Annotated in this window: 12 protein-coding genes; 3 read left to right on the top strand and 9 right to left on the bottom strand. The window is 67.1% G+C overall.

The window, feature by feature from the left end; all coding sequences use genetic code 11:
• Positions 1 to 47: 47 nt before the first annotated feature.
• The 3 genes from PV762_RS10335 (at position 48) to PV762_RS10325 (ending at position 5,316) form a co-directional block, all read left to right on the top strand.
• On the top strand, positions 48 to 2,984 hold the full coding sequence (locus tag PV762_RS10335) for a ribonucleoside-diphosphate reductase subunit alpha (RefSeq protein WP_421034947.1): 2,937 nt from the start codon (positions 48 to 50) through the stop codon (positions 2,982 to 2,984).
• A 282-nt stretch (positions 2,985 to 3,266) separates the two neighbouring features.
• Positions 3,267 to 4,439: a ribonucleotide-diphosphate reductase subunit beta gene (locus PV762_RS10330; RefSeq protein ID WP_421034946.1), complete on the top strand. Its 1,173-nt coding sequence runs from the start codon at positions 3,267 to 3,269 to the stop codon at positions 4,437 to 4,439.
• Between the two features lie 220 nt (positions 4,440 to 4,659).
• Positions 4,660 to 5,316, top strand: coding sequence for a histone (locus PV762_RS10325; protein WP_421034945.1), 657 nt, complete (start codon positions 4,660 to 4,662; stop codon positions 5,314 to 5,316).
• Positions 5,317 to 5,419: 103 nt separating this feature from the next.
• Here the strand turns inward: PV762_RS10325 and PV762_RS10320 are convergent, their stop codons facing one another.
• From PV762_RS10320 to aroE, 9 genes are all read right to left on the bottom strand, one after another.
• The gene (locus tag PV762_RS10320) at positions 5,420 to 6,928 is read right to left on the bottom strand and encodes a zinc-ribbon and DUF3426 domain-containing protein (protein ID WP_421034944.1); all 1,509 of its coding nucleotides are present in this window, start codon (positions 6,926 to 6,928) and stop codon (positions 5,420 to 5,422) included.
• Positions 6,929 to 7,076: 148 nt separating this feature from the next.
• On the bottom strand, positions 7,077 to 7,973 hold the full coding sequence (prmA, locus tag PV762_RS10315; RefSeq protein ID WP_421034978.1) for a 50S ribosomal protein L11 methyltransferase: 897 nt from the start codon (positions 7,971 to 7,973) through the stop codon (positions 7,077 to 7,079).
• A 147-nt stretch (positions 7,974 to 8,120) separates the two neighbouring features.
• Positions 8,121 to 9,470, bottom strand: coding sequence for an acetyl-CoA carboxylase biotin carboxylase subunit (accC, locus tag PV762_RS10310; RefSeq protein WP_421034943.1), 1,350 nt, complete (start codon positions 9,468 to 9,470; stop codon positions 8,121 to 8,123).
• 12 nt (positions 9,471 to 9,482) lie between these two features.
• Complete coding sequence (gene accB / locus PV762_RS10305) at positions 9,483 to 9,953, bottom strand: acetyl-CoA carboxylase biotin carboxyl carrier protein (protein ID WP_421034942.1); 471 nt, start codon at positions 9,951 to 9,953, stop codon at positions 9,483 to 9,485.
• An 83-nt stretch (positions 9,954 to 10,036) separates the two neighbouring features.
• Complete coding sequence (aroQ, locus tag PV762_RS10300; RefSeq protein ID WP_421034941.1) at positions 10,037 to 10,489, bottom strand: type II 3-dehydroquinate dehydratase; 453 nt, start codon at positions 10,487 to 10,489, stop codon at positions 10,037 to 10,039.
• A 167-nt stretch (positions 10,490 to 10,656) separates the two neighbouring features.
• Complete coding sequence (locus PV762_RS10295) at positions 10,657 to 11,223, bottom strand: TlpA disulfide reductase family protein (RefSeq protein ID WP_421034940.1); 567 nt, start codon at positions 11,221 to 11,223, stop codon at positions 10,657 to 10,659.
• Positions 11,224 to 11,820 (bottom strand): hypothetical protein, encoded by a 597-nt coding sequence (locus PV762_RS10290; protein WP_421034939.1) that lies wholly within the window; start codon positions 11,818 to 11,820, stop codon positions 11,224 to 11,226.
• A gap of 60 nt (positions 11,821 to 11,880) precedes the next feature.
• Positions 11,881 to 12,627 carry a transglycosylase domain-containing protein gene (locus tag PV762_RS10285; protein WP_421034938.1) on the bottom strand — a complete coding sequence of 249 codons (747 nt, stop codon included), beginning with the start codon at positions 12,625 to 12,627 and terminating at the stop codon, positions 11,881 to 11,883.
• Between the two features lie 11 nt (positions 12,628 to 12,638).
• Complete coding sequence (aroE, locus tag PV762_RS10280; protein ID WP_421034937.1) at positions 12,639 to 13,550, bottom strand: shikimate dehydrogenase; 912 nt, start codon at positions 13,548 to 13,550, stop codon at positions 12,639 to 12,641.
• Positions 13,551 to 13,576: the final 26 nt, after the last annotated feature.

Genomic DNA, 13,576 nt, shown 5'->3' with positions numbered 1-13,576 from the left:
CGGGCCGGGCGCAGCTTTTTTTGTTTTCAGACCAGAACGAGGAACCCATGCAGACAGTCGCCGCCACACCGACCGCTGAAAAGGGCCTGGCGCAGACTCCGCGCGAGTCCGCCGCCGCTTCGGCCAGCTTCCCGCAGCACCAGATCATCCGCCGCAACGGCGCGGTGGTGCATTTCGAGCCCAGCAAGGTGGCGGTGGCGATGATGAAGGCGTTCCTCGCGGTGCACGGCACCAGCGGCGCCGCCTCCGCCAGCGTGCGCGAGACCGTCGACGCGCTGACCGACTCCGTGACCCGCGGCCTGCTGCGGTCGCGTCCGGCCGGCGGCACTTTCCATATCGAGGACGTGCAGGACCACGTCGAGCTGGCGCTGATGCGCGGCGGCCATCATGAAGTGGCGCGCGCGTACGTGCTGTACCGCGAGCGCCGCACGCAGGAGCGTGCCCGCCAGGGCGAACAGCAGCAGGCCGCCGTGCTGGAGTCCGGCATCTCGGTGACCGAGAACGGCGTGCGCGTCCCCCTCGACCTGAACAAGCTGGCCGCGCTGATCGCGTCGAGCTGCGAGAACCTGGGCGCCGACGTGAAGCCGGATCCGATCCTGGCCGAGACCAAGCGCAACCTGTACGACGGCGTGCCGATCGACGAGGTCTACAAGGCCGCCATCCTGGCCGCCCGCACGCTGATCGAGAAGGATCCCGGCTACACGCGCGCCACCGCGCGTCTGCTGATGCACACGATCCGCCGCGAGATCCTGGGCGAGGAAGCGACGCAGGCCGAGATGGCCACCAAGTACGCCGACTATTTCCCGGGCTTCATCAAGAAGGGCGTGCAGGCCGAGCTGCTCGACGAGAAGCTGCAGCAGTACGACCTGGCCAGGCTGGGCGCCGCGCTGAAGGCCGAACGCGACCTGCAGTTCGACTACCTGGGCCTGCAGACGCTGTTCGACCGCTACTTCCTGCACGTCGACGGTACCCGCATCGAACTGCCTCAGGCCTTCTTCATGCGCGTCGCGATGGGCCTGGCCCTGGGCGAGATCGACCGCGAAGCCCGTGCCATCGAGTTCTACGAAGTCCTGTCGACCTTCGACTTCATGAGCTCCACGCCGACGCTGTTCAACGCCGGCACGCGCCGCTCGCAGCTGTCGAGCTGCTACCTGACGACGGTGGCCGACGACCTGGACGGCATCTATGAAGCGCTGAAGGAAAACGCGCTGCTGTCGAAGTTCGCCGGCGGCCTGGGCAACGACTGGACCCCGGTCCGCGCGCTCGGTTCGCACATCAAGGGCACGAACGGCAAGTCGCAAGGCGTCGTCCCGTTCCTGAAGGTGGTGAATGACACGGCCGTCGCCGTGAACCAGGGCGGCAAGCGCAAGGGCGCCGTCTGCGCGTATCTGGAGACCTGGCATCTGGACATCGAGGAATTCCTCGAGCTGCGCAAGAACACCGGCGACGACCGCCGCCGCACCCACGACATGAACACGGCGAACTGGATTCCCGACCTGTTCATGAAGCGCGTCATCGAAGGCGGCGACTGGACGCTGTTCAGCCCGTCCACCTGCCCGGACCTGCACGACCTGTTCGGCAAGGCCTTCCAGACCGCCTATGAGGCGTACGAAGCCAAGGTCGACCGCGGCGAGCTCAAGCTCTACAAGCGCATGCCGGCCCGCGACCTGTGGCGCAAGATGCTGACGATGCTGTTCGAGACCGGCCATCCCTGGATCACCTTCAAGGACGCCTGCAACGTGCGCTCGCCGCAGCAGCATGTCGGTGTCGTGCACTCGTCCAACCTGTGCACCGAGATCACGCTGAACACCAACGACAACGAGATCGCGGTCTGCAACCTGGGCTCGGTCAACCTGGCGCAGCACGTCAAGGACGGCCAGATCGACCAGGAGAAGCTGAAGAAGACGGTGTCGACGGCGATGCGCATGCTCGACAACGTCATCGACATCAACTACTACGCGGTCAAGAAGGCACGCGACTCGAACCTGCGCCACCGTCCGGTGGGCCTGGGCATCATGGGCTTCCAGGACGCGCTGTACCAGCTGCGCGTGCCTTACGCCTCCGACGCCGCGGTGGAGTTCGCCGACCGTTCGATGGAAGCCGTCTGCTACCACGCCTACTGGGCCTCGACCGAACTGGCCGCCGAACGCGGCCGCTACAGCAGCTATCGCGGTTCGCTGTGGGATCGCGGCATCCTGCCGATCGACTCGCTGGACCTGCTGGCCGAAGCCCGCGGCGGCTTCGTCGACGTGGACCGCTCGTCGACGCTGGACTGGGACGCGCTGCGCGCCAAGATCGCCCGCGACGGCATGCGCAACAGCAACTGCGTGGCGATCGCGCCGACCGCGACGATCTCCAACATCATCGGCGTCGACGCGTCGATCGAGCCCTGCTTCGGCAACCTGTCGGTGAAATCCAACCTGTCGGGCGAGTTCACCGTGGTGAACGAGCACCTGGTCCGCGATCTCAAGAAGCTGGGCCTGTGGGACGACGTGATGGTCATGGACCTCAAGCACTTCGACGGCTCGCTGCGCCGCATCGACCGCGTGCCGGAGGAGCTCAAGCAGCTCTACGCGACCGCGTTCGAAGTCGACACCGTGTGGCTGGTCGAAGCCGCCGCGCGCCGCCAGAAGTGGATCGACCAGGCGCAGAGCCTGAACATCTACATGGCCGGCGCGTCGGGCAAGCGCCTGGACGACACCTACAAGCTGGCGTGGCAGCGCGGTCTGAAGACGACCTACTACCTCCGCACGATGGGCGCGACGCACGCCGAGAAGAGCACCGTGCAGAACGCCGGTCAGCTCAACGCGGTGAGCAGCGGCGCCGGCGGTTTGAGCGCGGCGCCTGCCGCGGTCGCACCGATTTCCGTCGCGCCGGTCGCAGCGGTGGCCGCATCGACCGCGCCTGATCTGGGCAGCGCGACGCCGGCGACCGACGTCACGTTCTGCGCGATCGACGACCCCGGTTGCGAGGCCTGCCAGTAAATCGAAACAGGAGGTGTCGACGTCACGCGTCGACACCTCCGACGCTCGCGATGCGAGTGTTCATCGATGTTTGCGGCGATCGGCGGTTTTCTCCGCGACGCCCGCAAGCGATCGATGAACGCTTGAAACGACGCCCCGCCGCGCTCATCAGGAGGCGCGCCGCACACGGTCCCGCGCAGCGAATGCGATGCGGACCAGCAACAGCGAAGCGGCGTCAAAGTCAAGAAGTCCTTTGTGTTTGAACACAACACTCCGATAATCCGCGACCATAGGAAGACCACCATGCTGGTTTGGGAAGAAGACCGTAAACCCTCGAGCAACGCGCCGCAGTCGGGCGCATCGAACCACGCAGCGACGCAGCCCGTCGCGCGTGATGTCGCCGCCGCCGCGACGGCCTCGGTGTCCTCTTCTGAATCGTCGACCGCCGATGCCAGCGAGCGCCGTGTGAACGTCGCCGACAAGCGCATCATCAACGGCCAGACCGACGTCAACCAGCTGGTCCCGTTCAAGTACAAGTGGGCGTGGGAGAAGTACCTCGCCACCTGCGCGAATCACTGGATGCCGCAGGAAGTGAACATGTCGCGCGACATCGCGCTGTGGAAGGACCCGAACGGCCTGACCGAAGACGAGCGTCGCGTGATCAAGCGCAATCTCGGCTTTTTCGTCACCGCCGATTCGCTGGCCGCCAACAACATCGTGCTGGGCACCTACCGCCACATCACGGCGCCCGAAGCCCGCCAGTTCCTGCTGCGCCAGGCCTTCGAGGAAGCGATCCACACGCACGCGTACCAGTACATCGTCGAGTCGCTGGGCCTGGACGAGAGCGAGATCTTCAACGCCTATCACGAGGTGAAGTCGATCCGCGACAAGGACGAATTCCTGATCCCGTTCATCGACGCGATCATGGATCCGAACTTCGTCACCGGCACGCCCGAGAACGACCAGACGCTGCTGAAGTCGCTGATCGTCTTCGCGTGCCTGATGGAAGGCCTGTTCTTCTACGTCGGCTTCACGCAGATCCTGGCGCTGGGCCGCCAGAACAAGATGACCGGCGCGGCAGAGCAGTACCAGTACATCCTGCGCGACGAGTCGATGCACTGCAACTTCGGCATCGACCTGATCAACCAGATCAAGCTCGAGAACCCGCACCTGTGGACGCCTGAATTCCGCGCGGAGATCAAGGCGCTGTTCCAGAAGGCCGTGGAGCTCGAGTACCGCTACGCCGAGGACACCATGCCGCGCGGCGTGCTGGGTCTGAACGCGGCCATGTTCAAGGGTTACCTGCGCTACATCGCGAACCGCCGTGCGACGCAGATCGGCCTGGAAGCGCTCTTCCCGAACGAAGAGAACCCCTTCCCGTGGATGAGCGAAATGATCGACCTGAAGAAGGAACGCAACTTCTTCGAGACGAGAGTGATCGAATACCAATCGGGCGGCGCCCTGTCCTGGGACTGAGTCCCGGTGCGGAGCGACCCTCGAGCATTGTTTGTTGAAGAAGAGATCAAGATTGGCGATGCACCCTGAGACCGACGCAGAAGCGGCTCAAGCGCATCGCACCCCGATTCACCGCACCGCGGAGCGCAACTCCCGCGCGTCGTGGGCGGTGAATACCTGCACCGGCATCAACCGGTTGATGACGGGCAGGGCTATTTCCACTTGATCAAGGAGAACTGAAATGGCAACTGCGAAGAAGGCCGCTCCGGCCAAGAAGGCCGCCCCCGCGAAGAAGGCGGCTGTGAAGAAGGCTCCGGCCGCGAAGAAGGCCGCTCCGGCCAAGAAGGCTCCGGCCGCCAAGAAGGCCGCTCCGGCCAAGAAGGCTGCTGCGCCGGCGAAGAAGGTCGCTGCGAAGAAGGCAGCTCCTGCGAAGAAGGCCGCTCCGGCCAAGAAGGCGGCTGCTGCGAAGAAGGCGGCTCCGGCGAAGAAGGTTGCAGTGAAGAAGGCTGCACCGGCGAAGAAGGTCGCTGCCGCCAAGAAGGCTGCTCCGGCCAAGAAGGTCTCCGCCGCCAAGAAGCCGCCGGTCAAGGCGACTGCCAAGGCTGCGAAGCCCGCCGCCAAGAAGGCTGCTGCGCCGAAGAAGGCTGCTGCGCCCAAGAAGGCCGCTGCCAAGGCTGCCCCCAAGGCCGCCGCGAAGCCTGCTGCGAAGCCGGCCGCCAAGAAGGCTGCTGCGCCGAAGAAGGCTGCCGCCAAGCCTGCCGCTGCCCCTGCCGCGAAGCCTGCCGCCAAGCCTGCCGCTGCCCCTGCCGCGAAGCCTGCCGCTGCGCCGGCTCCTGCCGCGAAGACCGCGCTGAGCCCCCAAGCCGCGTGGCCCTTCCCGACCGGCAACAAGCCCTGAGCTTGAATGATGACCGGGCCTTCGGGTCCGGTCCTCTCCCAACCCGGCGCAGGCCGGGTTTTTTCTTTTGGGCTCGGCGCAAGCCGGGTTGTTTCTTTCCGGGCTACGGGTAGAACAGCTCGACCGAGTAGCCGCTGATCTTCTGCGCGCCGCTGTCGAAGACCACCTGCAGCTGCTGGTCGGTGCCCGACGGCAGCGCCGCGCGGCCGGCCTGCATCTCGGTCGGCGACAGCATGCGACGAACGACGAGCACGCCGCTCGCGTCGGTGAGGCTCAGGTCCACCCACGGCTGCGCGACTTCCCAGTTGCTGCGATTGCGCAGGCTGATGCTGAAGCGGTAGTGGTTGCCCGCGCCGGCCGGATTCAGGCTGCTGCTCTCGACGCTGAGCGCCTCGATGTGCTGCCAGGGCTTGATCTCCTGGCCCAGCGCCTGAGCGACCGAGACCAGCATCGGCTTGGCCTGCGGGTACTGCGCCGCGATCGCCTCGCGCGCGTGCCAGAGCAGCTGCGCCATCAGGCCGAGTGCCAACACCGTCGTCGCGCTGCCGAGCGCGAGGCGCACGCCCGGACGGCTCCAGCGGCGGGCCTCTTCGGCCTGGCGCATGAAACTCGGCAACTGGTCCGGCATCACACTTGGCGAGCCTTGGGCGGAGGCCGCGTCGGCCATCGCCGCGCGCGCGGCCATCAACTCGGACTCGGCGGCAAGCACCGTCATCGTCGTCTCAGGACTTTCGCCCGGAGCGCGTTCACTCGTCTTGCGTCTGAACGGATTCCACGAGCGACCCGGCGGCCTGGCGGCCTTCGCCTCTTTCCTGGCTTCCTTCTTCGCGGCCTTCTTGGCCAGCTTCGCCGCCTTGGCGTTGCGCTTGCCGTCGGCGATCGTGTCCTCGTCCGCGACCATCAGCGAGGAGGTGGGCTCCGGCGCCGGCTCGCGGTCCGGCGTCAACTCGTTCGCGCGCAGCTGCGCGGCCGTCGCAGGGCTGAGTGCGAGCGTCACGTCCGGACGCTCGTCGTCATCGATCATCGGCGGCGGCAGCTCGTCTTCCTCGAAGCGCATGCCGCGAGGCTCGGGCAGATGCTCGCGAGGGTCGGGAGCGGCCGGTGCGGGAGCATCGAGGAAGGGTTCGCGGCGCTCTTCGAACGACGGCTCGTCGAAGCGCGATGCGGGTGCGGGGAAGCGGGCGTCGACGATGCTGTCCGGCGCCTCGCGATCGGGGCCGCGATCGGGCAGGCGATCGGGCGCGCGTTCCGGCAGGCGATCCGGCACGCGTCGCGGCGGCGCGAAGGGATTCAGCGACTCGTCGTCGGCCGTCATCCAGCCGCTGTCGCGCGGTGGCTGATGGTGATGCGGCGGCGGCTCCGGCGCGAAGATCGGAGGCGGCGCGAAGACCGGCGCCGGTGTCGGTGCCGGCGGCAGCGGCGCGGGCTCGGCCGGCGCGCTCAGCGGCGGCCACGGCGGCGGACTGTCGCGTTCGAGGTCGAACAGCTGCTCGCGCGCGTCGAAGACCTCGGCGCAACGGCCGCAGCGGACCCAGCCTTCGGAGACGCGCAGCTGGTCCTGCACCACCCGGAAGATGGTGCCGCAGGTCGTGCAGCGGGTCGCGAGATTCATGGACGCGATGATGCCACGAAGCAGGGTCAGTCCTTGCCGCGAACACCCCCAGGTTGACACTCGGTCACCGGGTGGGCGGAGGCGGAGAACTGTCTGTTCATCGGGGATGGCGGGCCGGTGGGGCGGTCGATCGGAGACGGTGCGACCGTCAGGCCGCGCGTCGTGCGGTCATGAGGATCCAGCCGTCCTCGCTGTCCGCGACCTCGAGCTGGACATGCGGCGCATAGGCCGCTTTCAGCTCGTCAGCCTGACGCTCGAGGATGCCGGCCAGCACCAGGTGCGCGCCGGGGCGAAGGTGGTTGCACAGCAGCGGTGCGAGCAGCTTCAGCGGCGTCGCCAGGATGTTGGCCAGCACGACCGGGTATTCGCCGCGGGCGGCGTCGGGCATCGCGGCGTTCAGCGTCACGCCGTTGTCCTTGGCGTTCCGGGTCGAGGCGATGAGCGCTGCCGGGTCGATGTCGACCGCGTCGATGGCCTTCGCACCGAACAGGCCCGCGGCGATCGCGAGGATGCCCGAGCCGCAGCCGTAGTCGAGCACGCGGTCCCAGCCCGCCGCCTCGGCGCCGTGGCCGGCGATCCAGCGCAGGCACATGCGCGTCGTCGGATGCGTGCCGGTGCCGAAGGCCAGGCCCGGGTCCAGCCGCATGATCTGCTTGGCCTGCGCGGGCGCCTCGTGCCACGACGGCACGATCCAGAACGCCGGCGTGATCTCGACCGGCGCGAACTGCGATTGCGTCAATCGCACCCAGTCCTGTTGCGCGATCGTCTGGATGGACTGGACATGCACGTCCTCGGCCCAGTCCTGCGCGAGCAGCAGGGTCGCAGCCTCGGTGGCTTCCTCTTCGGTGGCGAACAGCGCCTTCACCACCGATCGGTCCCAGCCCGCGCGAGGCGCCGGCATGCCCGGTTCGCCGAACAGCGCGCGCTCGGCGGGCGTGTCGGCGTCGGCGTCCTCGACAGACACGGCCAGCGACTCCACCTCCATCAGCGCATCGCTGACGGTCTCCACGTCCTCTTCGCGGCAGATGAGCACGAGCTCGTGCAGCAGGGGATCGTTGGCGTGGTCTTCGCTCACTTCGCTCACTTCGCTCATGGCGGCTCCGGGACTTCAATGGACTTCGGAAATGGAGAAGCCCTCAAGGCGGACTCTCGTCCGCGCCTGAGGGCCTCGATATTGTCGCTTAGCGCGAGATCAACGCTTGTGCGCCGCCATCCACTGTTCGAGATAGTGGATGTCGGTGCCGCCTTCGATGAACTTCGCATCGGCCATCAGCTCGCGGTGCAGCGGGATGTTGGTCTGGATGCCCTCGATCACCGTCTCCGACAGCGCGATGCGCATGCGCGCCAGCGCCTGCTCGCGGGTATCGCCGTGGACGATGATCTTGCCGATCATCGAGTCGTAGTTCGGCGGCACGAAGTAGTTGGTGTACGCATGCGAGTCCACGCGCACGCCGGGACCGCCCGGCGGGTGCCACATGGTGATGCGGCCCGGCGACGGGATGAACTTGACCGGATCTTCCGCGTTGATGCGGCATTCGATCGAGTGGCCGCGCATCGTGATGTTGCGCTGCGTGAAGGGCAGCTTCTCGCCAGCGGCGATGCGGATCTGCATCTGCACGATGTCGATGCCGGTCACCAGTTCGGTCACCGGGTGCTCGACCTGCACGCGGGTGTTCATCTCGATGAAGTAGAACTCGCCGTCCTCGTACAGGAACTCGAAGGTGCCCGCACCGCGGTAGCCCATCTTCTTGCAGGCGGCGGCGCAGCGGTCGCCGACGCGTTCGATCAGGCGGCGCGGGATGCCCGGCGCCGGCGCTTCCTCGATGATCTTCTGGTGGCGGCGCTGCATCGAGCAGTCGCGTTCGCCCAGCCAGACGGCGTTCTTCTGCCCGTCGGCCAGCACCTGGATCTCCACGTGACGCGGATGCTCCAGGAACTTCTCCATGTAGACCTGCGGATTGCCGAAGGCGGCGCCCGCCTCGGCCTTGGTCATTTGCACCGCGTTGACCAGGGCGGCTTCGGTGTGGACGACACGCATGCCGCGTCCGCCGCCGCCGCCGGCCGCCTTGATGATCACCGGATAGCCGATGGCGCGGGCGATGCGGACGATCTCCTTCGGGTCGTCCGGCAGGGCGCCCTCGGAGCCCGGCACGCAGGGCACGCCGGCCTTGATCATGGCCTGCTTGGCCGAGACCTTGTCGCCCATGGTCCGGATGTTCTCCGGGGTCGGGCCGATGAAGGTGAAGCCGCTGCGCTCGACGCGCTCGGCGAAGTCGGCGTTCTCCGACAGGAAGCCGTAGCCGGGGTGGATCGCCTCGGCGTCGGTGACTTCGGCCGTCGCGATGATGGCCGGCATCGACAGGTAGCTCTGCGCGGACGGTGCGGGGCCGATGCAGACGGCCTCGTCGGCCAGCTTCACGTACTTCGCGTCGCGGTCCGCTTCCGAATACACGACGACCGACTTCACGCCCAGCTCGCGACACGCGCGCTGGATGCGAAGGGCGATCTCGCCGCGATTCGCGATGAGGATCTTCTTGAACATCTGGGGACCGCCTTACTCGATGACGATCAGCGACTGGCCGAATTCCACCGGCTGGCCGTTCTCGACCAGGATCTTGACGATCGTGCCGGTCTTGTCGGCTTCGATCTCGTTCATGATCTTCATCGCTTCGATGATGCAGATGGGGTCGCCTTCCTTGACCTGCTGGCCGACCTCGGCGAAGGCCTTGGCGTTCGGGCTGGAGGCGCGATAGAAGGTGCCCACCATGGGCGACTTCACGATGTGGCCGGTCTCGGCCGCCGGGACCGGGGCCGCGGCGGGGGCGGCAGGGGCCGCGGCCGGCTGCGCGGCCACCGGCTGGCCGGCTGCCTGCGGCACAGCCTGCATCATGGGCATGGCCGCCACGAGGGGCTGACCATCGGACTTGACGATGCGCACCTTGCCGTCGGCTTCGGTGATTTCAAGTTCAGAAATGTTCGACTCGGACACGAGGTCGATCAGGGTCTTGAGCTTGCGCAAATCCATAAGAACTCTCCAACGGGGATCGGTGATCGGTGATCTTCGGTGATGTCTTCCGGTCCGCGACGAGGATCGACGGACCGCGGTGCTCAGGTGGACGAGGCTGACCGGCTCAACTGCTGGATCGCGAACTGCAGGGCCAACCGGTAACCGGTGGGACCCAGGCCGCAGATCACGCCTTCCGCGAGTGCCGACAGGTAGCTGTGATGCCTGAACGGTTCGCGCTTGTGGATATTGGACAGGTGCACCTCGACGAAGGGCAGCGCCACCGCCGCCAGCGCATCGCGGATCGCGACGCTGGTGTGGGTGTAGGCCGCCGGATTGATCAGGATGAAGCGCGTTCCATCGCGACCCGCCGCCTGAATGCGATCCACCAGCGCACCTTCGTGGTTGCTCTGATAGCTCTCCAGAGCTACGCCGGCTTCCTGCGCGATCTGGCGAAGATCGGTGTCGATCTCCGCCAAAGTGGTCGCGCCATAAACCCCAGGCTCGCGGGTGCCGAGCAGATTGAGGTTGGGGCCGTGTAGTACCAGGACTTGCATTCAGCGACCGGCCCCGCCAATTAGAGCGAAGACACTAGAAGCGTAAAAGGGTGGACTTTACGCGTTTTGAGACCAGATCCCGGCAGCAAGCCAAAAATAAACCGCTTGACCGGCCATGGGGCGGCGGCTATGGCCGGCGGTCGCGACTTCTAGGGGTTGACCCGTGGTCAGGCTTTGCTGCCGTGCGCCATCGCGCGCAATTCCTCAAGGGTCGTCGCTCCGAGTTTGCGCCAGATCGGTTCGCCTTGGGGACCGAAGGCGACGGTAAACGGCAGGCCGCCTTTGGCATTGCCGAGGGTCTTCGAAAGGTCGGTGCCCGTCAGACCAGCCAAAGCGACCGGGAATTTCAGCGGGATCTTCTCCAGGAATCCGCGCACCGGCGTCGGCGCGTCGACGGCCAGACCGAGCACCTGCCACCCCTGGGCGCTGAACTCGTCGTGGAACTGGTTGATCTCTGGCAGTTCCTTGACGCAGGGCGCACACCAGGTGGCCCAGAAGTTCAGGAGCAGCGGCTTGCCGCGCAGATGGGCGCCGGGCTGGAAACTCTGCTGGTCGAGGGTGTCGAAGCTGGCGTTCCAGAAAGCCGCTGCTTCCGCCGACAACGGACCGGTGGGCGCGCCCGTGCGTGAACCGCCTTGCCCGGCCTGCTTTTCATGATGCAGGGCGAGGTAGGTGCCCGCTCCCGCAGCCACCAGCCCGGCGGCGCCCAAACCTAGAACAGCACGTCGTTGCATTCAATCGTCCTTCGAATTCATCAGTTGGCGCAGCGCGGCAAGGTCGCCGCGTTCGGTCCGTCCGCGTCCATCGGGCTTGAGCCCGCCGCGCAGGTCGTCATGGTCCAGGATGGTCAGGGCGATCGCGACCCGTTCGTTCAGCGCGCGGCACGGCGCGTCGATGATCAACTGGTCGACCGTGGCCCCTTTCGCGTTGCGTGATTGGCCGACGTCGAAGTCGATGCCCTGGTTCAGCAGCGCGATCTCCGTCGATTTGCTGTCATCACAATACAGCTGCAGATGGATGGGCGACAGGCGAGTCGCGGTACCGCGCCAGACGGCGCCGGTCAGGTGAGGACGGAATTCAGCCAGACGCGCCATCCAGACGGCGGCCAGTTCACGCAGCGCCTGCAGTTCGGCCGGCTGGGTGTCGGCGCAGAAGATGTCCAGGTACTCGCGGACCTGGTCCTCCAGCTCGTCGTTGTTGGGCAGCGCGGTGCGGGACGGCAGTCCCAGCACTTTCAGCGCGCGGGCCTTGGCGGGGCCGTATTCCAGGCCTTCTTCCACCACCAGCCGGGCAGCGGTGGCGGCGATCTCTTGGGTCAGTTCGGATGTCATGGCGGTCTCCGGCCCGGGGCGGGCGGTCCGGAAGGCGCGCAAGCGCGCCTGCAGAAACAGTCAGGGCAGCTCGACTGCGTTCATCCGGGCCTCAATGGTGCCAGCACGGCCAATCACGTAGGGCGAACCGGGGCGTTTCTCGAACCGCTTCGGTGCCGGCAGCATCACCGCCAGCCGCGCCGCCTGGTTCGGACCGAGCTTGGACGCGTCGACGCGGTAGTAATGACGCGCCGCCGCCTGGGCGCCGAACACGCCTTCGCCCCACTCGACGTTGTTCAGATAGATCTCGAGGATGCGCTGCTTGCTGAGCATCGCCTCCAGCATCAGCGTCAGCACGAGTTCCTGGCCCTTGCGCGCGAGGTGGCGCTCGGAATTCAGGAACAGGTTCTTGGCCAGCTGCTGGGAGATCGTCGATCCGCCGATGACCTTGGGGACCGGCGGCGGCTTGTCCGGATTGGTCCTGGCGAGCCGCGCGGCACGCTTGTCGGCCTGCTCCTGTGCGCGCTGGTTCTTGTCCCAGGCCTTCTCGAGCGCGTCCCAGTCCACGCCGCCGTGCTCGTTGAAGCCGGCGTCCTCGCTGGCGATCACGGCGCGCTTGAGGTGGCGGCTGATCTGCGCGTCGTCGACCCATTGCTGGGCCCATGGGATGTAATGTTTCTCCCGCAGCAGGCGCATCGCCTCGGAGCGTTGGAAGGTGGTCGACTGCGGGGACACGGCGGTCATCACCGCGATGCGCGCGGCGAAGAAGAGCTGCAGGCAGAGGATGCTGAGCAGCAGCATCCCGGCAAAGCGCCAGAACTGTTTCATGCCTCGTGGCCTCAGTGCGGCGCCAGTCGCTGGCGGAGGTCCGCGAGCACCGTCGCGCTGTCGGGGCGCACGCCGCGCCAGAGGAGGAAGGCTTCCGCGGCCTGTTCGACCAGCATGCCCAGGCCGTCGCGCGTCGCGCCGCCGGGGCCGGCCTGGTCGGTGGCCCAGTCGAGGAAGGGGGCCGTGGACGGTCCGTACATCATGTCGACGGCCAGGCCGTCGCGCGCCAGCACCGGGATGTCGGGATCGGGCAGGGGCAGGCCGGCGCCGCTGAGCGAGGCGCTGGTGCCGTTGATCACCACCTCGTGGCGGCCATCGGGCGCCGGGGCGTCGAGGCCTCCGGCGCTCAGGCGCACGCCGTGTTCCACCGCCCAGGCGCGATGGCTGTCGGCGAGCGCGAGGGCCTTGTCGGCGCTGCGGTTGACGATGCGGATCTCCGCCGGCCTTCCGGTGATCAGGCTGCCGAGCACGCCCGCCGAGGCGCCGCCGGCGCCGATGAGCAGCACGCGCTGGCCGCGCAGTGGTCGCGCGGCGTTGCGCTCGATGTCGGCCAGCAGGCCGGCGCCGTCGGTGTTGTCGCCGAGCCAGCCGCCCGCTGTGGCGTCATCGAAGCGGAAGGTGTTGACCGCGCCAGCCAGTTGCGCGCGCGGCGTGCGGCGGGCGGCAAGCCGGAAGGCTTCGAACTTGAAGGGCACGGTGATGTTGCAGCCGCGACCGCCGGCGGCGACGAACGCCCGGATCGAGGCCTCGAACCCGTCGAGCGGGCAGAGCAGCCGTTCATAGACCAGCGACTGGCCGGTCTGCGCGGCGAAGGTGGCGTGGATCTCGGGCGAGCGGCTGTGCGCGACCGGGTTGCCGGCAACCACGTAGCGGTCGGGGCCGGTGCCTTCGTGGGCAGTGGAAACGGACGGATCAGCGCTCATGGCATTTCCCTGGAAACAGGACGACC

Source organism: Mitsuaria sp. CC2 (assembly GCF_048957715.1).
GTDB lineage: Bacteria > Pseudomonadota > Gammaproteobacteria > Burkholderiales > Burkholderiaceae_C > Roseateles.
Note: the sequence above shows the minus strand (reverse complement) of the source record. Positions and strands in the feature narration are given on the sequence as shown.

Bases quoted from the DNA above. Each gene is read 5' to 3' on its own strand.
- PV762_RS10290 (WP_421034939.1), bottom strand. From the start codon at position 11,820: ATGACATCCGAACTGACCCAAGAGATCGCCGCCACCGCTGCCCGGCTG.
- PV762_RS10325 (WP_421034945.1), top strand. From the start codon at position 4,660: ATGGCAACTGCGAAGAAGGCCGCTCCGGCCAAGAAGGCCGCCCCCGCG.
- PV762_RS10335 (WP_421034947.1), top strand. From the start codon at position 48: ATGCAGACAGTCGCCGCCACACCGACCGCTGAAAAGGGCCTGGCGCAG.
- aroQ (WP_421034941.1), bottom strand. From the start codon at position 10,489: ATGCAAGTCCTGGTACTACACGGCCCCAACCTCAATCTGCTCGGCACC.
- accC (WP_421034943.1), bottom strand. From the start codon at position 9,470: ATGTTCAAGAAGATCCTCATCGCGAATCGCGGCGAGATCGCCCTTCGC.
- PV762_RS10285 (WP_421034938.1), bottom strand. From the start codon at position 12,627: ATGAAACAGTTCTGGCGCTTTGCCGGGATGCTGCTGCTCAGCATCCTC.
- aroE (WP_421034937.1), bottom strand. From the start codon at position 13,550: ATGAGCGCTGATCCGTCCGTTTCCACTGCCCACGAAGGCACCGGCCCC.
- PV762_RS10320 (WP_421034944.1), bottom strand. From the start codon at position 6,928: ATGAATCTCGCGACCCGCTGCACGACCTGCGGCACCATCTTCCGGGTG.
- PV762_RS10330 (WP_421034946.1), top strand. From the start codon at position 3,267: ATGCTGGTTTGGGAAGAAGACCGTAAACCCTCGAGCAACGCGCCGCAG.
- accB (WP_421034942.1), bottom strand. From the start codon at position 9,953: ATGGATTTGCGCAAGCTCAAGACCCTGATCGACCTCGTGTCCGAGTCG.
- PV762_RS10295 (WP_421034940.1), bottom strand. From the start codon at position 11,223: ATGCAACGACGTGCTGTTCTAGGTTTGGGCGCCGCCGGGCTGGTGGCT.